The 19,600-nt window shown below is 72.2% G+C and carries 19 protein-coding genes; 9 read left to right on the forward strand and 10 right to left on the reverse strand.

What is annotated here, in order from left to right; translation table 11 throughout:
* Positions 1–12: 12 nt before the first annotated feature.
* Both Apa02nite_RS20025 and hisS read left to right on the forward strand, forming a co-directional pair.
* Positions 13–711 (forward strand): MBL fold metallo-hydrolase, encoded by a 699-nt coding sequence (locus Apa02nite_RS20025; RefSeq protein WP_067700893.1) that lies wholly within the window; start codon positions 13–15, stop codon positions 709–711.
* A gap of 18 nt (positions 712–729) precedes the next feature.
* Positions 730–2,034 (forward strand): histidine--tRNA ligase, encoded by a 1,305-nt coding sequence (gene hisS / locus Apa02nite_RS20030; protein WP_203826322.1) that lies wholly within the window; start codon positions 730–732, stop codon positions 2,032–2,034.
* A gap of 7 nt (positions 2,035–2,041) precedes the next feature.
* Here hisS and Apa02nite_RS20035 read toward each other — a convergent pair whose 3' ends face one another.
* From Apa02nite_RS20035 to Apa02nite_RS20045, 3 genes are all read right to left on the reverse strand, one after another.
* The gene (locus tag Apa02nite_RS20035) at positions 2,042–2,551 is read right to left on the reverse strand and encodes a hypothetical protein (RefSeq protein WP_203826323.1); all 510 of its coding nucleotides are present in this window, start codon (positions 2,549–2,551) and stop codon (positions 2,042–2,044) included.
* 267 nt (positions 2,552–2,818) lie between these two features.
* Entirely contained in the window at positions 2,819–3,400 is a 582-nt protein-coding gene (locus Apa02nite_RS20040) for an endonuclease domain-containing protein (RefSeq protein ID WP_203826324.1), read from the reverse strand.
* A gap of 175 nt (positions 3,401–3,575) precedes the next feature.
* Positions 3,576–4,088 carry a PaaI family thioesterase gene (locus Apa02nite_RS20045; RefSeq protein ID WP_067685425.1) on the reverse strand — a complete coding sequence of 171 codons (513 nt, stop codon included), beginning with the start codon at positions 4,086–4,088 and terminating at the stop codon, positions 3,576–3,578.
* Between the two features lie 187 nt (positions 4,089–4,275).
* On the opposite strand from Apa02nite_RS20045, the gene Apa02nite_RS20050 reads away from it, so the two are divergent.
* The 7 genes from Apa02nite_RS20050 to Apa02nite_RS20080 all read left to right on the forward strand — a co-directional run bounded on the left by Apa02nite_RS20050 (position 4,276) and on the right by Apa02nite_RS20080 (position 13,984).
* Entirely contained in the window at positions 4,276–4,692 is a 417-nt protein-coding gene (locus Apa02nite_RS20050; RefSeq protein ID WP_239164435.1) for a winged helix-turn-helix transcriptional regulator, read from the forward strand.
* 10 nt (positions 4,693–4,702) lie between these two features.
* Positions 4,703–6,313: an MFS transporter gene (locus tag Apa02nite_RS20055; protein WP_203826326.1), complete on the forward strand. Its 1,611-nt coding sequence runs from the start codon at positions 4,703–4,705 to the stop codon at positions 6,311–6,313.
* Between the two features lie 69 nt (positions 6,314–6,382).
* Entirely contained in the window at positions 6,383–7,267 is an 885-nt protein-coding gene (locus tag Apa02nite_RS20060; protein WP_203826327.1) for a cyanophycinase, read from the forward strand.
* A complete protein-coding gene (gene cphA, locus Apa02nite_RS20065; protein WP_203826328.1) occupies positions 7,158–9,908 on the forward strand; it encodes a cyanophycin synthetase in 2,751 nt (916 codons plus the stop codon). The genes Apa02nite_RS20060 and cphA overlap by 110 nt, the downstream gene beginning before the upstream one ends.
* Positions 9,909–10,283: 375 nt before the next feature.
* The gene (locus Apa02nite_RS20070; RefSeq protein ID WP_239164424.1) at positions 10,284–12,233 is read left to right on the forward strand and encodes a serine/threonine-protein kinase; all 1,950 of its coding nucleotides are present in this window, start codon (positions 10,284–10,286) and stop codon (positions 12,231–12,233) included.
* A gap of 392 nt (positions 12,234–12,625) precedes the next feature.
* A complete protein-coding gene (locus tag Apa02nite_RS20075; RefSeq protein WP_203826330.1) occupies positions 12,626–12,877 on the forward strand; it encodes a hypothetical protein in 252 nt (83 codons plus the stop codon).
* A 204-nt stretch (positions 12,878–13,081) separates the two neighbouring features.
* On the forward strand, positions 13,082–13,984 hold the full coding sequence (locus Apa02nite_RS20080) for a sigma-70 family RNA polymerase sigma factor (RefSeq protein WP_067685421.1): 903 nt from the start codon (positions 13,082–13,084) through the stop codon (positions 13,982–13,984).
* Between the two features lie 325 nt (positions 13,985–14,309).
* On the opposite strand, the gene Apa02nite_RS20085 is transcribed toward Apa02nite_RS20080, so the two are convergent.
* The 7 genes from Apa02nite_RS20085 to Apa02nite_RS20115 form a co-directional block, all read right to left on the reverse strand.
* Positions 14,310–15,131: an urease accessory protein UreD gene (locus Apa02nite_RS20085; protein ID WP_239164425.1), complete on the reverse strand. Its 822-nt coding sequence runs from the start codon at positions 15,129–15,131 to the stop codon at positions 14,310–14,312.
* A 14-nt stretch (positions 15,132–15,145) separates the two neighbouring features.
* A complete protein-coding gene (gene ureG, locus Apa02nite_RS20090; RefSeq protein WP_203826332.1) occupies positions 15,146–15,847 on the reverse strand; it encodes an urease accessory protein UreG in 702 nt (233 codons plus the stop codon).
* Positions 15,837–16,484, reverse strand: coding sequence for an urease accessory protein UreF (locus Apa02nite_RS20095; protein WP_203826333.1), 648 nt, complete (start codon positions 16,482–16,484; stop codon positions 15,837–15,839). Before Apa02nite_RS20095 ends, ureG begins: the two co-directional genes overlap by 11 nt.
* Positions 16,484–18,202 carry an urease subunit alpha gene (locus tag Apa02nite_RS20100; RefSeq protein ID WP_203826334.1) on the reverse strand — a complete coding sequence of 573 codons (1,719 nt, stop codon included), beginning with the start codon at positions 18,200–18,202 and terminating at the stop codon, positions 16,484–16,486. Before Apa02nite_RS20100 ends, Apa02nite_RS20095 begins: the two co-directional genes overlap by 1 nt.
* Positions 18,199–18,627, reverse strand: coding sequence for an urease subunit beta (locus Apa02nite_RS20105; protein ID WP_239164426.1), 429 nt, complete (start codon positions 18,625–18,627; stop codon positions 18,199–18,201). Before Apa02nite_RS20105 ends, Apa02nite_RS20100 begins: the two co-directional genes overlap by 4 nt.
* Positions 18,624–18,926 (reverse strand): urease subunit gamma, encoded by a 303-nt coding sequence (locus tag Apa02nite_RS20110; RefSeq protein WP_203826335.1) that lies wholly within the window; start codon positions 18,924–18,926, stop codon positions 18,624–18,626. Before Apa02nite_RS20110 ends, Apa02nite_RS20105 begins: the two co-directional genes overlap by 4 nt.
* A 66-nt stretch (positions 18,927–18,992) precedes the next feature.
* Positions 18,993–19,580, reverse strand: a complete 588-nt coding sequence (locus Apa02nite_RS20115) for a TetR/AcrR family transcriptional regulator (RefSeq protein ID WP_203826336.1) — start codon at positions 19,578–19,580, stop codon at positions 18,993–18,995.
* Between the last annotated feature and the right edge of the window lie 20 nt (positions 19,581–19,600).

Genomic DNA, 19,600 nt, shown 5'->3' on the forward strand with positions numbered 1-19,600 from the left:
GAGGAAGCGCTCGTGCTCGTCACCAGCTTTCCGGCCGAGGCCTTCGGCACCAACTGCTATGTGGTGGCCGCCGGCCCGGGTGAGCAGTGTCTGGTCGTGGACCCGGGTATCGGCGTGCTGGACCAGCTCGACGAGGTGCTGGCGCAGCACCGGCTCTCACCGGCCGCGGTGCTGCTGACGCACGGGCACCTGGACCACACGTTCTCGGTCACGCCGGTCTGCGGGGCGCGCGGCATCACCGCGTACGTGCACCCGGCCGACCTGGAGATGCTCGCCGACCCGGCCAAGGGCCTGAGCATGGACCTGAACGCGCTGTTCGGCGGCCGGCTGCCGTACTCGGAGCCGGAGGACGTCGCCACGCTCGCCGACGGCATGGTGCTCAGCCTCGCCGGTCTGGAGATCACTGTCGACCACACGCCCGGCCATACCGGCGGGTCGGTGATGTTCCGCCTGCCCGGAGCGAACTCCTCCTGGGACGCGGAGGAGCTCTGTCTCTCCGGGGACGTGCTCTTCGCGGGCTCGATCGGACGCACCGACCTGCCGGGTGGCAGCACCCCGACGATGATGGCCAGCCTGCGGGACAAGGTCCTGCCGCTGGCCGACGACACCGTCGTGCTGCCCGGCCACGGACCGGCCACCACCATCGGCCGTGAGCGCGCGTCGAACCCGTACCTGCGGGAACTGATCGCCGCGCCCGGCCGCTTCCTCTGATCGTCTTCAGGAGACACAGTGCCTATTTCCGGCTTCCCTGAGTGGCTGCCGTCCCAGCGCATGATCGAGCAGTACGTGCTGGACAAGATCCGTTCCACCTTCGAGCTGTACGGGTTCGCCCCGCTGGAGACCCGCGCGGTCGAGCCGCTGGACACCCTGCTGTCCAAGGGCGAGACGTCCAAAGAGGTCTATCTGCTGCGCCGGTTGCAGGATTCGGGTGACGCCGCACCGAAGAGCGATGATCAACTTGGGCTGCACTTCGATCTGACCGTGCCGTTCGCGCGGTTCGTCACGGAGAACCACGGCAAGCTGCAGTTCCCGTTCCGGCGCTACCAGATCCAGAAGGTGTGGCGCGGCGAGCGCCCGCAGGAGGGTCGCTACCGCGAGTTCCTCCAGGCCGACATCGACGTGGTCAACCGGGACACCCTGCCGTTCCACTTCGACACCGAGATGCCGCTGGTCATCGGCGACGTGTTCCGCTCGCTGCCGATCCCCGCCGCGACCATCCTGGTCAACAACCGCAAGGTGTGCGAGGGCTTCTACCGCGGCCTCGGGCTCGAGGACACCGCGCAGGTGCTCCGCACCGTCGACAAGCTCGACAAGATCGGGCCGGACAAGGTCGCGGCGCTGCTGACCGAGACCGCCGGTGCGACCGACGCGCAGGCCGCGGCGTGCCTCGCGCTCGCCGCGATCTCCTCGACGGACGGCTCGTTCGCCGACCGGGTGCGTGCGCTCGGCGTCGACGACCCGATGCTCGACGAGGGACTCGCCGAACTGCTGCAGGTCGTCGAGGCCGCTCCGGGCCTGGTCCGCGCGGAACTCAAGATCGCTCGGGGCCTGGACTACTACACGGGTACGGTCTACGAGACCCAGCTGCAGGGCTACGAGCGGTTCGGCTCGATCTGCTCCGGCGGCCGGTACGAGAACCTCGCGTCGGTCGGCAACACCCGCTTCCCCGGCGTCGGCATCTCGATCGGCGTGTCCCGGATGCTCGGCCTGCTCTTCGGGCAGAACGCGCTGACCGTGTCCCGCTCGGTGCCGACCTGCGTGCTGGTCGCGCTGCCCAGCGACGACCAGCGGGCCGCGTGCGACCGGGTCGCGTCCGCACTGCGCCGGCGGGGCATCCCGACCGAGGTGGCGCCGACCGCCGCCAAGTTCGGCAAGCAGATCCAGTTCGCCGACAAGCGGGGGATCCCGTACGTCTGGTTCCCGGGTGAGTCGCACACGGTGAAAGACATCCGTTCCGGTGAGCAGGTCGAGGCGGACGCCGCGACGTGGACGCCGCCGACGGCGGACCTGCACCCGGCGATCACCGGGGTCTGAGCCTTCCTCAGCCGGTGCTCAACAGGAAATAGGCCGTTGCCCGGTCGGCGCTGAGGAACAGGTCGCCGGGCAGCGGGCCGGTCGACGTGGTCTGCGCGTACTGCTCGCTGTGCAGCCAGGTCGTTCCGGCCGGTGCGAACGGGGCGAGCTTGGGCCACATGTCGTCCGGCGCGCCGAAGGTGAACGTCGCGCCGGACGGGAGCGGCTTCCAGTCGTACTCGCCGGCCAGCTCGTCGGCGTCGGCCGGGCGCAACCGGATCAGCCCCTCGTAGCGCATGTCGGTCGGTCCCGGGACGTTCCGGTCGCACGGGGTGCCGAGGACCGTCACGTGGTAGTGCACCTCGAGATAGTCGCCGATGCCGGGCAGCTGGTCCTCGGTCCACCGGTGTGCCGTGTAGACCGTTTCGTTGGCCCCGTCGACCGAGGTGTCACAGGACTCGTCGCTCCTCTGCTGCCAGGCCAGGGGAAGACCACAGGCGAGCAGGGCCAGCACGGTGAGCCCGATCGAAACCTGCACGCCCCGCTTCACCGGCTCCTCACCGCCGCGAGCCTACCCACCCCCGACAACGCCCCCGCCCTTGGTCCTCCCCGCCACCCCGTCCACTCGTGACCTCCCGCCCGCAGCGGTGTCTCGACCCACCTGTGGCCCCCCGGCGTTCCGTGGTGTGGCTGGCTTGTAGGGGTGTCTCGGTCTGGTTGTGGCACCCCTGGGGCCCAGCCGGCGGGCCGTGGCTGGGCTGCAGGGGTGTCTCGGCGGGGTTGAGGCACCTCGGGGGCCAGCCGGTCAGCTTCGGCGGGCCAGTTCGGCGGCGACCCTCAGCGCGGTCTGGCGGGGGAGGCGGAGCACGTCGTCAGCCGTGAACTGGAAGACCGTCCAGCCGGCCTCGCGCAGAGCGCCGTACCTGGCGATGTCCCGGCGGAACTGGTCACGCCCCCGGTGATGATCGCCCTCGTACTCGGCGGCCACCTGGGCGAACGGCCAGCCCAGGTCGACTCTGCCGATCAGCCGTCCCCGGTGATCGTGAACCTCGAACTGAGGATGTGGCGCGGGGACGCCGGCATCGTGCATGAGCAGCCGGAGGCGCGTCTCCATCGGTGACTCGGCACGACTGTCCACCAGACCGAGCACCTCCCGCAGGCGCGCCGTCTCCGGCCACCGGAAGCGCTGCCTGGCCATCTCGGCAGCGGCGCCGACGTCGAGCGCCGACATTCCGTCGAGCAGGATCAGAGAGTCCACTCGGGCCAGGCGCCGGCCCAGGTCGAACGCCGTGCGTTCCGGGGTGGTCACCGGCAGCCCGTGGAGAACGGTGAGGTCACCCTCGCCGATGACGGTGTGATGGGTGGACACCCGCGGATGCCGGTTCATCCATGCGTCCCTCGGCGCCACCACCGACACCGGTGGGTCGGGATGCAGGAGTTCGGCACCCCACAGGTGGGCCGCGCTCGGACCGCCGATCGCCGTTCCGCGCGGGAGGATCAGGCGGACGTGGCGGCGGGGCGCGGTGCGACGGGCGGCTTGCTGGTGGGGGCGGGCGCCGGGGTCAGGGGGTGGGGAGGTCGAGGATGAGGCAGGTGGAGGTGGCGTGGGCTACCAGGCGGCCCTTGGCGTCGGTCAGGCGGGCTTCGGCCAGGGCCGTGCGGCGGCCGCGCTGCAGGACGGCGCCGGTGCAGGTCAGCGTGCCCGAGTCGACGGTGACGGCGCGGAGGAACTTCACGTTCAGGTCCATGCTGGTGTAGCCGACACCCACCGGCAGGGTGGTCTGGACCGAGCAGGCGGCCGCGGTGTCCAGCAGGGTGGAGATGACGCCGCCGTGCACGGTGCCGATCGGGTTGTAGTGGAACTCCTGCGGGTCGAGCGTGATCGTGACGCTGCCGTCCTCGGCGTGCAGGCTGCTGCCGTCGATCAGCTGGAAGATCGGCGGGGGCGGGACCTCGCCGGCCGACATGGCACGGAGGAACTCCAGGCCGCTGAGCTCGGTGAGCAGCTTGACGTGCTCGGACGGGTCCGTCCAGGAGAACGTGCGGGTCCGGGCGGCGGCCTGAGTCTGTGTCATGGACGCAGGCTGGCACGGGCTTGCTGCGTCTGTCAACGAGACCTAGCCTCGACGCATGGTCGGACAGGTCGCACCCGAGGAGTCATCGCCGAACGCCCCGACACCCCGGGCGGCACCGGCACCGGCACCGGCGGCGGCGCCGAGTGCGCTTGACTGGGCTGTGGACAACTGCACCATCAGCCGGGCGATGGCGATCCTCGGTGAGCGGTGGACGATGGTGGTGTTGCGGGAGGTGTTCACCGGGGTGCGGCGGTTCGACGACATGCGGGTGCGCACGAAGATTCCCCGGCAGGTGCTCGCCAACCGGCTGGCCGCGCTGGTCGAGCACGGGGTGCTGCGCCGCGACCCCTATCAGGAGCCGGGCGCCCGGGTGCGGCACGAGTACCGGCTGACCGCGAAGGGCTTCGACCTCTATCCGGTGCTGATCGCCCTGGCCGGGTGGGGGGACAAGCACCTGGCCGACCCGGAGGGGCCCCCGCTGGAGTTCGCGCACCGGGACTGCGGGGCCGCGCTGCACGTCGAGATCCACTGCGCGCAGGGGCACCCGGTGAGCGACCATCGCGACGTGCTGCCCCGCCCGGGCCCGGGCGCACACCGCCGCTAGATTCCTGGAAATGCCCGACGAGAAGCCGACGTCCGACGAGAAAACCGGGCCGGACGAGAGGTCGCCACTGCGCGAGCCGGTGTTCCGGGCGCTCTGGATCGCCGTACTGGCCGGCAACGTCGGCACCTGGATGCAGACCGTCGGCGCGCAGTGGCTCGTCGTCCACCAGCCCGACGCGGCCACCTGGGTCAGCCTGGTGCAGACCGCGACCATGCTCCCGGTGCTGCTCTTCGCGCTGCCGGCCGGTGCCCTGGCGGACACTCTCGACCGGCGTCGGCTGCTCATCGTCGTACAAATAGGGCTTTGTGGCATCGCAGCGGTCCTGGCCGTGCTGACGGCCCGGGATGACATCGGTCCGCGGGGTCTGCTGGTCTTCACGTTCCTGCTCGGGTGCGGTCAGGCGGTGACCCTGCCGTCCTGGCAGGCGGTGATCCCGGAGCTGGTGCCGCACGACCAGCTGCCGTCGGCGTCGGCGCTCGGCGCGGTCAATACGAACCTGGCCCGGTCGGCGGGTCCGGCACTGGCCGGGCTGCTCGTCGCGCACTTCGGGTCGGCGGTGGTGTTCGGTCTCAACGCGCTGTCCTTCGCGGTGTTCGCGGTGGCGCTGCTGCGCTGGCGGCGGGCGCCGAACCCGCCGGCGCGCCATCCCGAGCACTTCGCCTCGGCGCTGCGGGCCGGCGGCCGCTACGTCCGCTGGTCGCCGGTGATCCGCCGGATTCTCGGGCGGGTGCTGCTGTTCGTGGTGCCGGGCAGTGTGGTCTGGGGCCTGCTGCCGCTGGTGGCCAGCCGGGAGCTGCGCATGGGCGCGGACGGCTACGGCCTGCTGCTGGCCGCGCTCGGTGCCGGCGCGATCGCCGGTGCGCTGCTGATGCCGCGGGCCCGCCGGCTGCTCCGGACCAACCAGATGATCGTCGCGGCGGGCGCCGTCTACGGGGTCGCGCTGCTGGTCACGGCGTTGGTGCCGAACCGGTTCGCGGTGGCGCCGGCGCTGGTCGGCGCGGGTCTGGCCTGGATGATGCTGGTGTCCCGGATGAACGCGGCGATGCAGCTCTTCCTGCCGAACTGGGTCCGGGCCCGGGCGCTGGCGATCTACCAGCTGGTCTTCGCCGGTGGGCAGGCGCTCGGCGCGGTCGCCTGGGGGCAATCGGCACAGGCCTTCGGCCTGCGGCAGACGTTCGGGGTCGCGGCGGTCCTGATGCTTGCGGGGACGGTGACGGTACGACTATGGCCGGTCCACACGCACGAGGACGAGGACCACAGTCCCGCGGTCTTCTGGGCCGAGCCGCACCTGATGCTGCAACCGCACCTGACCGACGGCCCGATCCTGGTCTCCGCGACGTACCGGGTGCCGCCCGCGAACGCCACCGCGTTCGCCGCCGCCATGCTCGGGTTGCGGGGCTCCCGGCAGCGCACCGGCGCCACCCAGTGGGGACTGTTCCGCGACGGCGCGGACCCGGCGCGGTTCGTCGAGGTCTATCTGGTGCCGACGTGGGAGGAGCACCTGCGTCAGCACGAGGGCCGGTTGACCGGCGACGACGAGCAGGCCGAGCAGCGCGCGACGGCGCTCGCCGAGGGTCCGCCGGAGGTCCGGCACCTGCTGCCGGCGGAGCATTCTGAATAGCCGGATGTTTCGTTTTTGTTCCGCTTAATCTCAACAGTGGCCCGCGCGGGCCCCTGCTGAGGAGGCACGGTGGACGCCCGGTTGTTGATCATGGGAGGCGCCGCCGGACCGGAGCTGCTCGTCCGGTTCGTGGAGCTGGCCGGGGGCGTCGCCGCGCGGATCGTGGTGATCGCGACCGCCAGTGAACAGCCGGAGACCGCCGAGGCGCACTACGTCGACGCGTTCACCTCGCGGGGCGCCGGCCGGGTCCGCGCGCTGCGCCTGGCCACCCGGGCCGACGCGAACGCGCCCGCGGCCGCCACCGCGCTGCGGGACGCCACCGGGATCTTCTTCACCGGCGGTGACCAGGAACGGATCACCTCGGTGCTGGGCGGCACCGCCACCGACTCGCTGCTGCAGGAGCTGGTGGCGAGCGGCGCGGTGCTGCTCGGCGGGACCAGCGCGGGCGCGGCCATGATGTCGGCCACCATGATCGTCGGCGGGGACGGGCCGGGGGTGACCGCGGCGAGCGTGCGGACCGGTCCCGGCCTGGAGTTCCTGCCCGGCGTGCTGATCGACCAGCACTTCGCCCAGCGTGGGCGGCTCAACCGGCTGCTCAGCGCGGTGGCCCGGTACCCGCACGAGCTCGGTCTGGGCATCGACGAGGACACCGCGATCCTCACCGACGGCGACCGGTTCGAGGTGCTCGGCAGCGGCGCGGTCACCGTCGTCGACGCCGGGGCGGCCTCCGACATCCGGGTACCGAGGACCGGGCCGATCGCCCTCGCCGGGGCGTTGATCCACGTGCTGCCGGCCGGGCACACCTTCCACCTGACCGGCCGCAAGCCGGGGATCGGGGACTCGCATGAAGATCGAGAGCCTGCGTCGCCTGCGCGGCCCCAACGTGTACCTGTCCCGGCCGGCGGTGGTGGCCCGGCTCCGGCTGGAGGAGCTGACCGGCCGGGAGACGTCTGACGTCACCGGGTTCACCGAGCGGCTGCTGCGGGCGCTGCCCGGGCTGGCCGAGCACCACTGCGCGGCGGGCGCGGCGGGCGGGTTCGTCAGCCGGCTGCGCGGCGGTACGTACTTCGGGCACGTCACCGAGCACGTCTGCCTGGAGCTGTCCCAGCTGATCGGCCGGGACGTGAGCTTCGGCCGTACCGTGTCGGCCGGCGAACCCGGCAGCTACGACGTGATCCTGGAGTGCCCGGTCGACGAGTCCCCGGAGTCCCGGGTGCCGGGCGAGTTGCTGGAAGCCGCGGTCGACCTGGTCCTGGCCACCCACGCCGGGCAGGCCGGCGGCACACCGGCGGCCCGGCTCGAGGAACTGGCCGCGTTCGCCGAGCGGGAGGCGACCGGGCCGAGCACCCGGGCGATCATCGCGGCCGCCCGCCGCCGGGGCATCCCGGTCGAACGGTTCGACGACCTCAGCCTTGTCCGGCTGGGCTGGGGCACCCGGCGGCGGATGGCCTGGGCCGCGATGACCGACCGGACCAGCGGGGTGGGCATCGACATCGCCGGCGACAAGCACGTCACCCGGCGGCTGCTCGGCGAGGCCGGCATCCCGGTGGCGGCCGGTGGCGCGGCCGGCTCGCCGGGGGAGGCGGTACGACTGCTGCGCGACCTGGGCGGCCCGGTGGTGGTGAAACCCCGGCACGGCAGCCAGGGCCGGCACGTGGCGCTCGGCCTGACCACGCCCGGCGAGGTGGAACGGGCCTGCCGGGACGCGGGCGGCGACGTGGTGGTGGAACGGCAGCTGGACGGCCGGGACTACCGGGTGCTGATGGTGGCCGGCGAGATGGTGGCCGCCGCCGAGCGGATCGCCGCGCACGTGGTCGGCGACGGCCGGTCCACCCTGGCCGAGCTGGTCGGGCTGACCAACGCCGACCCGCGCCGCGGTGTCGGGCACTCCCGGGTGCTGACCCGGCTGACCCTGGACGCGGAGGCCCTGCGGCTGGCCGGCCGGGAGCCCGCCGACGTGCCGGCCGACGGCGAGACGGTCTGGCTGCGCGAGGGCGCCAACCTGTCGACCGGCGGGACCAGCCGGGACGTCACCGACCGGGTGCACCCGGACGTCACCCGGCTGTGCCAGCGGGTCGCCGCCCTGGTCGGGCTGGACATCGCCGGGATCGACCTGCGGCTGCCGGACATCGCCGCGCCGCTGCCACCGACCGGTGAGGACGAGCCGACGGCCGGCGTGATCGAGGTGAACGCGGTGCCCGGGCTGCGGATGCACCTGGCCCCGGTCCGCGGCCGGGCCCGGGACGTGGGCGACGCGATCGTCCGGGCGATGTTCCCGGGCGGCTCCGACGGGCGGATCCCGACCGTCGCGGTGACCGGCACCAACGGCAAGACCACGGTGACCCGGCTGGCCGCGCACCTGCTCGGCGGCAACGGCCGTACGGTCGGCACGACCACCACCGACGGCGTGTTCGTGGACGGCCGGGCGATCCACCTGGCCGACGCCACCGGCCCGCGCTCGGCGCAGCAGGTGCTCGGTGACCCGCAGGTCGAGGTGGCGGTGCTGGAGACGGCGCGCGGCGGGCTGCTGCGGCGCGGGCTCGGCTACGACTGGTCGGACGTCGGAGTGATCACCAACATCACCGCCGACCACCTGGGCCAGGACGGGCTCGACGCGATCGAGGACCTGGCGCACGTCAAGGCGGTGGTCGCCGAACGGGTCCGGGACGGCGGCACGCTCGTGCTGAACGTCGACGACCCGTGGGTGCGCAGCCTGCCCGGCCGGCCCCGGGTACGCGCCGACCGCAAGCGCCTGGTGTGGTTCGGGCTGGACCCGGCCAACCCGGTGCTCACCGAGCACCTGGGCCGGGGCGGTACGGCGTATGTCCTGCAGGACGGCTGGCTGGTGCAGGCCACCGGCGCCCGTCGGACGCCGCTGCTGCGGTCGGCGGAGGTGCCCGGGGCGTACGGCGGCGCCGCCCCGCACGCCGTCGCCAACGCCCTGGCGGCGATCGCCGCGGCCCGGGCCCTGGGCGCGCGGACCGAGACGGTGGCCGCCCGGCTCGGCGAGTTCGAGCCGGCCGTGGACAACCCGGGCCGGGGCACCCTGCTGCGACTCGGCGACGTCTCGATCTTCCTGGACTACGCGCACAACCCGGCCGCGCTCGCCACCACGCTGCGCACCCTGCACCGGCTCTGGGGCGCGGACCGCTGCGTGGCCGCCGTGACGCTGCCCGGCGACCGCCGTGACGACCTGCTGGCCGCCTCGGCGCAGATCCTGGCGGACGGGTTGACCCGGGCGGTGCTCTACGACGACGGCGACACCCGGGGGCGTGCCCCGGGGGAGGTGTCCACCCTGGTGGAACGCGAGATGCGGTCGCGTCGGCCGTTGATCCGGGCGGCCCGTGCGGAGGGCTTCCGGGACGCGGTGACCGCCGGGCTGGGCCTGACCGCGCCGGGCGAGGTGCTGCTGGTGATCTATGAGAAGTGGGCGCCGATGCGGGCGTTCCTCGAGGAGCTCGGCGCGGTTCCGGCGGGCACGCACCCGGTGCTGCCGAGCACCCCGGCGGTGCGGGCGATGCCGCAGGTCGGGCGAGATCTCACCGGGAGTGCTCCGATGGTGTCAAAGAGTGTGACAGATCATGGACATTCTTGATCTCTCTGCGTAGTGATCGGATGACCCATCGTGCATTTATCCACGATGGAGTGACCAGGTAGTTGAAACCGCAAGTTCCGACGAAGCGGGCAATCCCCGGGCGCGGTCGTGGCACTCCGTGATCACGCGATTGCGGAAAGCGCATTCCTGTCCGTTCGGGTACCTGCACGCGTCGTTCGACCGATCCCACTGACGGTGATGAAACCCTGGTAGACCGCCTCATCCTGGCTCGAACTGATGACCGATAGGGACTAACATCCTCGCCGTCGATGGGGGATGCTCGGAGTCCGATGGTGGGGGCCCGACTCGCCCGGCGTCGGGCGGCATGGCGGTGCGGCCCGGTGTCTTCTTCTTCAAGCGCGCATGTGGGGGCACATGAGCACGACGGACCTGCCCGGTTCGGGTCTGCTCGCCGGTCGGTATCGACTGGTCGAGCGTCTCGGGGCCGGCGGGATGTCAGTGGTGTGGCGAGGGTTCGACGAAGTGCTGGGGCGTCAGGTCGCGGTCAAGGTCCTGCCCCCGTCCACCAGTGCCGATCCCTCGTTCCGGCGGCGATTGCGCGCGGAGGCCCAGGCCGCCGCGCGGCTGAGTCACCCGCACATCACCAATGTGTACGACTACGGCGAGGCCACCACGGTCGACGGCGAGCCCGTGCCCTACGTCGTGATGGAGCTCGTCGACGGCGAGTCCCTGGCCGCGGTGCTGGCCCGGGTCCGCACCCTGCCGTGGAACACCGCGGTGCGGATCAGCGCCGACGTGGCGGCCGCCCTGGCCGCGGCGCACGCCCGTGGCATCGTGCACCGCGACGTCACCCCGGCCAACGTCATGCTGACCGGCTCCGGCGCCAAGGTGGTCGACTTCGGCATCTCCGCCCTGATCGGGGAGAACGACACCGACCCGGACGGCAGCCTGCTCGGCACGCCGGCCTACCTCGCGCCCGAGCGGCTGGAGGGTGGCCAGGTCAGCCCGGCCACCGACGTCTACGCGGTCGGCCTGCTGATCTACCGCATGCTGATCGGCCAGCTCCCGTGGGACGTGGGCACCACGACGGCCCTGCTGCGCGCCCATCAGTACACCGAGCCGGAGCCGTTGCCGCCGGTCGAGGGCATGCCGCCCGAGGTGGACGCGCTGATCGGCCGCTGCCTGGAGAAGCGCCCGTCCGACCGTCCGCCCACCGCCGAGGTGGCGCACCTGCTGGCCGGGATCGCCGCGGGTGTCCCGGCCGCCGCGGTCAGCGGTTTCCGGGGCGACTGGGAGGACGGTGGCGAGGACACCACGATCCTCCCGTCCGGCTATCCGTACATGGGGATGGGTCAGGCCCCGGCCGCCGAGGCCGTGGTGCCCGCGCCGGCGCCGTCCCGGCCGGTGGCGCCCGCGCTGCGTCCGGGCGCCGGTGCCCCGCCGTCCGCGCCGGTCGGCGACAGCCGCCCGCCCCGTGGCCCGAAACAGGTCCGGCCCCGGCGCGCCCTGGTGGTGGCCGGCACGGTCGCCGCGCTCAGCCTGCTGACGTACGGGTGGAGCCTGACGGCCGGCCCGGAGAAGAGCGACGACAAGGCCTCCGCGGTGCCCGGTCCCACCCTGATCCCGGCGGCCGGCAACTGCATCGTGAGCTACGCGGTCTGGTCGCAGACCGGCAACCGGTTCAAGGCCCAGGTGACCCTGGCCAACCGGGGTGACAAGGCGGTCGACGACTGGAAGCTCTGGTTCCTGATGCCCGGCGACCAGGTGCTCTCCAGCAAGATCAAGACGGCCGCGAGCCACCTGAACCAGGAGAACCGCGCGGTCACGGTCACCTCGGTGGCCGCCCTCCAGCCGCAGGCCAACACGACTCTGGAGATCACCGGGCGGTATGCCAAGAGCAACGCCGCCCCGATGCTCTTCCAGCTCAACGGCCTGAACTGCGAGGCGTTCGTCTCCAACGAGCCGGGTGCGCCGTCCCGGCCGGTCGAGCGGCTGTCGGACGGCACGGTCCGGCTCGGCACGCCGGCCGTGGAGACCACGCCGCAGCCCGGCATCTCGGTCGACCCGGACGGCATCGTGCACATCACGCCGACCACGACCAGCGCCACGCCGAGCCGCACCAGCACGAGCGGCCCGACCACCGGTGCGAGCAGCGCGGCGCCGAGCGGCGGCACCAGCAGCAGCCCCAGCGCCAGCCCGTCGCCCAGCCCCTCGCAGTCGACGATCCCGCCGTCGGTGCCGGTGCAGGACCCGGTGATCGACCCGACCACCTCCGATCCCACGATCGCGGTGCCGACCGGTGCGCCGGGCCCGGGGACGGGCGACGACGACTGCGACGCCGCGGTGGACTGCCCGGTCGGCTGACGCCTATCGCCGGCTTTTCCCCGCCCGTGCGGGGGAAAGCCGGCCGGTCCCGGGATAGCCGCGCCACTCCGTGGGTATGACCAGGAGTGGCCACCTGGTGACAGGTTGGTTGCGGAACGGCCACCGGGGACGAAAAGCAGACGTCAGACCGGTGCCCGCCGCGTTACGGTTCAGAGGGAAACGACAGGCGCTCTGCTTCTTTCCGCCCGGGTTCAGCACGGTGTCCCGCACCGATCGACTACTGCCCGGATCGCGGTACTTTCGCACGGCGTGGCTGCCGACCGGCAGGACTCCCGCAGGGATGATGGGCGATGACCGTCACGGCCTCGTCCACATCGACGCGGGTGTCCGCCGGGAACAACAAGCAGGTCGTCGCAACGGGGAGTTCGACAATGATCAGCACTGTGAAGGATCTGGCTGCCGAGGCGCTGTTCGTCTCGTGCCTGCAGCCTTCCGAGGACCCCACCCGGGCCACCGTGGAGGACGCGATCACCACGATGATCCTCCGGCACGGCAGTGACGGGTGCGCCGCCGGCGTGGCCACCGAGTTCGGTGACCATCCGGACGTGGCGGTCCGCCGGATGCGCTGGGTGCAGGCGGAGCTCGCCGAGGTTGTGATGCTGCGGGCGCCGGCGATGCGCTGACGTTCCGGCCCATTCCCTCGGCACATCCGCCTCGGTTCCTGTTCACTGGTTCACCAGGCCGCGAGCTCAGCTCGCGGCCTGAGGTTTTTCATGAAAAAACTCCACAAATACAACCGAGTTCGGGCCCCACTGCACCCGACGGCGCTCAGTGTTCTTCTCGTCAGCCGGCTTCATCAGCCGGTTCGTACGAGCGAGGAGGACTACGTGACCGCCACGACCCAACTCCCCGCCGCCATCGGCATCACCCATGACGCGCCCTCTGCGCGCGACATCGAGGACCTGATCCGCGAGAACATGCCGATGGTTGGCCATCTGGTCCGGGAACTGCTCAACCGGGTGCCCGGCCATGTCCACTCAGATGACCTGTCGTCGGCCGGCTTCGCGGCGTTGCTCGGAGCGGCCCGCTCCTTCGACGTGTCCCGCGGGATTCCGTTCCACCGCTTCGCCGCCGTGCGGATCCGCGGCGCCCTGCTGGACGAACTCCGCGGTCAGGACTGGGCCAGCCGATCGGTGCGGGCCAGGGCACGGCGTGCGGCCACCGCCCGCCAGGAACTCACCGCCGCCCTCGGGCGTACCCCCAGCGACGCCGAGGTGGCCGAGATGCTCGGCATCGGGGTGTCCGAGCTGGCCAGCGTGGAGGACGACGTGCAGAAGGCGTCGTTGCTGAGTCTGCAGGGTTTCCCGACCGGGGCGGCCGAGGAGATGGTGCCGGAACTGTCCGAGGGGCCGGAGGACCTGCTGCTCAAGCGCGAGCGGCTGGGATACCTGCATCAGGCGATCCAGGCGCTGCCCGAGCGGCTGCGTCAGGTGGTGGAGGAGTCGTTTCTGCAGGAGCAGCCGCTCAGCGAGGTGGCCGCCCGTCTCGGCGTGACCGAGTCGCGGATCTCCCAGCTGCGTACCGAGGCGCTGCGCCTGCTCCGGGAGGGACTGAACAGCTCGCTCGCACCGGAACTGCTGACGGTGGCGGCGGGTGGCCCGCGCACCCGCAAGGGCTGCCTGCAACGCCGCCGCACCGAGTACTTCGCGAAGGTGCAGCAGCAGGGCAATCTGCACACCCGGCTCGCGCTGACCGACGCCCATGGCGTACCGATCGCGGTTGCCGCATAGACCACAGGGGCAGGGGGAGACGAAGCGGAGGGCGGCCATCGGCCGTCCTCCGCCGGTTTCATGTCCGAGACCGATCAGCTTCCGGCCAACCCTTTTCCGGTACGAATACGGAGCGCTCGTCCGCAGGCTACGAGCCACGTCCCGCCCGTGAGGCGACCGCGACGTGGCTGCCCGCCCCGGACCGCAGCGCGGCCCCGGGTCCCCGGCTGGCTCTCAGGGGTGCCTCACCGCGGTCGAGGCACCCCTGAGAGCCAGCCGGGGTGGGGAGCCGCGCTGCGGTCCGGAGCGGTTGCGGCCTCGCGGGGTGTACGCGGCCGGCCGCCGGTCAGACCGGTACCGGTGCGGGGCGGAGGCAGAGCGGGTCGAGGGCGGCGCGGACCGTGCGGATGTCCGCGCCGACCGCGGTGGCCAGCCAGCCCGGCCCGGCGAGCGGCATGATCGCGGCGTGCGCGCCGGTCACCCGGCCGCCACGGGCACCGATCGAGCTGCCCGCCCGGCTCCCGGACCCGCCCGTGGTGCCGGTGGTGGCGAAAGTGGCCAAATCCCGGCCGGCCGCGGTGAACGCGGCGAGACCGGTGCCGGCGGCGACCACCGTGCCGGTGGCCCGGCCCTCGCCGAGGACCGCCGGGCCGTCCCAGCCGGAGGCACGCGGTCCGACGGCGAGTTCGTGGCGGTACAGGGCTTTCCCCGCGTACGAGATGAGGGTGTCGGCGACGAAGTCCCCGGAGCCTTCGCCGTGCCGGCCGCAGACCAGGTCGTCGCGCCACAACAGTGACCCACCGGCCTCGACCGCGACCCGGGTGATCGCGATGTGGTCGCAGCCGGAGGCGGCGATCAGCGGTTCCGGCAGCCACCGCAGGGTGCCGCCGGCCGCGACCGTCGCGGTGATCGTCAGCCGGGAGGCCGGTGCCGGGCGGCCGGGCAGGGCGAGCTGGGCCGCGACGCTGAGCAGTTCCAGCGAGGCGCCCGGGCCGACCTCGATGTCGAGCCGGAGTTCATCGCCGCGCAACGGCCCGGCGGCCCCGCCGACGACGTGCACCGTGACGCCGCCGGGTCGCCGTGGCCCGGTCCGCCGGAGCAGCAGCGGCGACTGTCCGCGGAGCACCGCGAGCCGCGTCCCGCCGATCCCGTCCGTCTCGGCGACCACCCGCGCCTCAGCTTTCACCGCACTGCGAGGAGGCCGCGGATCCACTCGGCGACCGGGGTGGCCGCCTTGTCCTGGGCCAGCGACAGGAACACCGTCGGCAGGTCGTGGCGGCGGGCCTTCGCGTCCCGGTCCATCACCGACAGGTCCGCGCCGACCATCGGCGCCAGATCGGTCTTGTTGATCACCAGGAGGTCGGCCGTGGTCACGCCCGGGCCGCCCTTGCGGGGAACCTTGTCGCCGCCGGACACGTCGACCACGAAGATCTGCTGGTCGATCAGGCCCTTGCTGAACGTCGCGGTCAGGTTGTCCCCACCGCTCTCCACGAGCACCAGGTCGAGCGGCCCGAGCGACGACTCGAGGTCCTCGACCGCGTCCAGGTTCGCCGAGATGTCGTCGCGGATCGCGGTGTGCGGGCAGCACCCGGTCTCCACCGCGCGGATCCGTTCGGCAGGCAGCACCCCGTTGCGCAGCAGGAAGTCGGCGTCCTCCGTGGTGTAGATGTCGTTGGTGACGACGGCCAGTTCCAGCTCCTCGCCGAGCGCCCGGCACAGCGCCGCGACCAGCGCGGTCTTGCCGGAGCCGACCGGCCCGCCGATGCCGATCCGCAGGGCCCGCGGCGCGCCGTCCGAGGCGAGCGGGGCGTGCGGGTCGACACCCGGTTCGGGGTGCGTGTGCGGAACCTCATCGGGACCGTGTTCGTGCAGTTCAGGATGCAAAGAGACGCACCTCCCAGGTGGCGTGATGCTCGGCGCCGATGTCGAGCAGGGGGGCGCCCGCCGACGGCAAGTCGTCGACCGGGTCGCCGGAACGGGCCGCGGCGGTCGCCGCGACCCGGTCACAAACAGGTGCGAGCCGCGCCAGGAGCGCGTGCACCGCGTACGGATCAAGTCCCAGCAACCGGACCGCCGCACTGGCCGGACCGGTGATCGTGCCGTGCGCCGCCGCCACCGCCACCTGCCCGGGCGTCAGCCCGGCAGCAGCCGCCAGCGCACCCAGCGCCACCGGCTGGTGCGGTTCCCGCCCGAGGTCGGCCACCGCCCACATCGCCCGGCCGGCCCGCAGCAACGCCCGCCCTTGCGCCCGCGACGCCTTCCGCAAAGCCGGCGACGGCGTCCGCGCATCCAGCCCGTCGTCCAGCGCGGCGCACCGAGTCACGTCCCCGCAGGCCGCCGCCGCAAAAGCCGCGGACACCAGCCCGCTCGTGGCGAGCTTCCCTTGCAGGAACCCACCCAGCGACGCGACGTCATGGACCCGCCCGGCCGAGACCTGCGCCTCCAACCCGGCCGAGTGCGCATGCCCGCCGGACGGCAGACGCCCGTCAGCAAGCAGCAACAACGTCGCCAAACCGGCCATCAGAAGAGGAAGTACCGCTGAGCCATCGGCAGCGAGGTGACGGGATCCGGCTCCACGACCTCCCCGTCGATCCGCACCTCGAACGTGTCCGCCTTGACCTCGATCCGGGGCAGCGCGGAGTTCAGCGGCATGTCCGCCTTGCCCACCGACCGGGTGTCCCCGACCGGCACGAGCGCCCGCTTCACCCCGATCCGATCGCTGAGCAGCGCGTCGATCGCCGCCGGCGCCACGAACGCGAGCGAGGTCTGTGAGGGCACCACGCCGTACGACCCGAACATCGGCCGCGGCAGCATCGGCTGCGGCGTCGGGATGGACGCGTTGGCGTCACCCATCTGCGCGTACGCGATCATCCCGCCCTTGATCACGAGTGCCGGGCGGACCCCGAAGAACGCCGGGTCCCACAGCACCAGGTCGGCGAGCTTGCCCGGTTCGACCGAGCCCACCTGCTCGGCCATCCCGTGCGCCACGGCGGGGCAGATCGTGTACTTGGCGACGTACCGTTTGGCCCGGTTGTTGTCGGTCGGCCCGTCACCGGGCAGCGAGCCCCGGCGGTCCTTCATGACGTGCGCGGTCTGCCAGGTCCGCAGGATGACCTCGCCGACCCGCCCCATCGCCTGCGAGTCCGAGCCGATCATCGAGATCGCCCCGAGGTCGTGCAGCAGGTCCTCGGCCGCCATGGTGGACGGCCGGATCCGGCTCTCGGCGAACGCCAGGTCCTCCGGCACCGCCGAGTTCAGGTGGTGGCAGACCATCAGCATGTCGAGGTGCTCGGCCAGGGTGTTGCGGGTGTACGGCCGGGTCGGGTTCGTCGACGACGGCAGCACGTGCGGGAGCGACGCCACCGTGATGATGTCCGGTGCGTGCCCGCCGCCGGCACCCTCGGTGTGGTACGCGTGGATGGACCGCCCGCCGATCGCCCGGATCGTCTCCTCGACGAACCCGGCCTCGTTCAGCGTGTCGGTGTGGATCGCGGCCTGCACCCCTGACGCGTCACACACCTTGAGACAGGCGTCGATCGCGGCCGGGGTGGTGCCCCAGTCCTCGTGCAGCTTGAAACCGCCGGCGCCGCCGCGCAGCTGCTCCCACATCGACTCCTCGGACATCGTGTTGCCCTTGCCGAGCAGCAGCACGTTGATCGGGAAGGTGTCCAGCGCCTCGAGCATCCGGGCCAGGTGCCAGGCGTTCGGGGTGACGGTGGTGGCCTTGGTGCCCTCGGCCGGGCCGGTGCCACCACCGATGATCGTGGTGATGCCGGACGCGATCGCGGTGTCCAGGATGGTCGGGCTGATCAGGTGCACGTGGCTGTCGATCGCCCCGGCCGTCAGGATCTTGCCGTTGCCCGCGATGATCTCGGTGCTCGCGCCGATCACCAGGCCCGGGTGCACGCCGTCCATGGTGTCCGGGTTGCCGGCCTTGCCGATCGCGACGATCCGGCCGTCGCGGATACCGACGTCGGCCTTGACGATGCCCCAGTGGTCGAGCACGACGACCCCGGTGATCACGGTGTCCGGGGTGCCCTCGGCGCGGGTGGCGCGGGACTGGCCCATCGACTCGCGGATCACCTTGCCGCCGCCGAAGACCACCTCGTCGCCGGGGTGCGGCCCGGCGCTGCGGTCCTCTTCGATCTCGATCAGCAGGTTGGTGTCGGCGAGCCGGATCCGGTCGCCGGCGGTCGGCCCGTAGAGAGCCGCATACCGGCTCCGGTCCAATGACGTCATCGGGGGCTCCCGTTGGTGCTGGCGTAGCCCTCGCCGGTGTCCTCGTCGAGGGAGCCGGCCGGTTCGATGTCGGCCGAGTCGGTGTCGCTCGCGGGCGACGTCGTGTCCAGCGCACCGCCGGCCAGGCCGCGCAGGCCCGGCACCACCCGGTTGCCGACCAGCGGGACCAGCACGATGTCGCGGGGCATACCCGGTTCGAACCGGACCGAGGTGCCGGCCGGGATGCCGAGCCGGTGGCCCCAGGCCGCGGTGCGGTCGAATTCCAGCGCCGCGTTCGACTCGGCGAAGTGGAAGTGCGAGCCGACCTGCACGGGCCGGTCGCCGGTGTTGCGCACGGTGAGCTCCAGGACCGTCCGCCCGGTGTTGATCTCGATCTCGCCGTCGCCGAGGAGAACCTCGCCCGGGATCACCGCGTCGGTGCTCATGGGATCGGCCCGTGCACGGTGACCAGCTTGGTGCCGTCCGGGAACGTCGCCTCGACCTGCACCTCGACGATCATCTCCGGGACGCCGGGCATGACGTCGTCGCGGGTCAGCACACGCCGGCCGGCGTCCATCAGCTCCACCACGGTCCGCCCGTCGCGGGCGCCCTCCAGGAGGAACGCCGTGATGATCGCGATCGCCTCCGGATGGTTGAGCTTGAGGCCGCGGTCGCGCCGTTTCTGGGCGACATCGGCCGCCACGTGAATGAGCAGACGTTCCTGCTCATGTTGGCTGAGGAACAAAGCACCTCCCTGGTCGCGCCCCGAGATGTTTGCATTTGGAAGTTTCCGACGTGTAACCCTTATTGATCAAATCATGTCCGTCCTGCTCACGCGGGTTGCAATGCCGTTAATCAGCAGGTCGACGGCGAGTGCGAAACCGGCGTCGTCGGCCGCGTCGGCACCGATCAGCCGGCGCATCGTCCCGTTGACCTCGGTCAGCAGCAGCCCGCCCACGAGCACCGTCAGCACCGCGCCGGTCTGCTCCACCTCGGCCTCCGGCAGGCCCGCGGTGCGCAGCACGTCGCAGAGGGCCTGCCACATCGGACCGCGCCGCTGGATGAAGTCGTCGCCGGTGAACGCGTGCCGCATCAGGTGCGGGTGGGCGAGGCTGAGCGCGCGGAACGCGTACGCGAGCTGGCGGAGCTGGTCCGGCCAGCGGCCCGGGCCGACCGCGATGTCCCGCGCCCCGTCGGTGACCAGCCGGGTGATCCCGTTCACCACGGCTGCCTTGTTCGCCACATGGTGATAGAGCGACATCGGGTTCACGCCGAGCTCGGCGGCGAGCTTTCGCATGCTCAGCCCGTCGATGCCGTGGGCATCGACGATCCGTAACGCGGTACGGAGGATGGCGTCCTTTGTTAAACGTGGATCAACTGGCTTTGCGCTCCCCGCCATACGCCGTACGGTACCCGCCA

Source organism: Actinoplanes palleronii (assembly GCF_016862315.1).
Taxonomy (GTDB): Bacteria; Actinomycetota; Actinomycetes; order Mycobacteriales; family Micromonosporaceae; genus Actinoplanes; species Actinoplanes palleronii.

Coding starts and splice junctions, on each gene's coding strand:
- Apa02nite_RS20070 (WP_239164424.1), top strand. CDS start 10,284: ATGAGCACGACGGACCTGCCCGGTTCGGGTCTGCTCGCCGGTCGGTAT.
- cphA (WP_203826328.1), top strand. CDS start 7,158: ATGAAGATCGAGAGCCTGCGTCGCCTGCGCGGCCCCAACGTGTACCTG.
- Apa02nite_RS20105 (WP_239164426.1), bottom strand. CDS start 18,627: ATGAGCACCGACGCGGTGATCCCGGGCGAGGTTCTCCTCGGCGACGGC.
- Apa02nite_RS20095 (WP_203826333.1), bottom strand. CDS start 16,484: ATGGCCGGTTTGGCGACGTTGTTGCTGCTTGCTGACGGGCGTCTGCCG.
- Apa02nite_RS20045 (WP_067685425.1), bottom strand. CDS start 4,088: ATGACACAGACTCAGGCCGCCGCCCGGACCCGCACGTTCTCCTGGACG.
- Apa02nite_RS20040 (WP_203826324.1), bottom strand. CDS start 3,400: ATGAACCGGCATCCGCGGGTGTCCACCCATCACACCGTCATCGGCGAG.
- Apa02nite_RS20050 (WP_239164435.1), top strand. CDS start 4,276: ATGGCGATCCTCGGTGAGCGGTGGACGATGGTGGTGTTGCGGGAGGTG.
- Apa02nite_RS20055 (WP_203826326.1), top strand. CDS start 4,703: ATGCCCGACGAGAAGCCGACGTCCGACGAGAAAACCGGGCCGGACGAG.
- Apa02nite_RS20100 (WP_203826334.1), bottom strand. CDS start 18,202: ATGACGTCATTGGACCGGAGCCGGTATGCGGCTCTCTACGGGCCGACC.
- Apa02nite_RS20075 (WP_203826330.1), top strand. CDS start 12,626: ATGATCAGCACTGTGAAGGATCTGGCTGCCGAGGCGCTGTTCGTCTCG.
- Apa02nite_RS20115 (WP_203826336.1), bottom strand. CDS start 19,580: ATGGCGGGGAGCGCAAAGCCAGTTGATCCACGTTTAACAAAGGACGCC.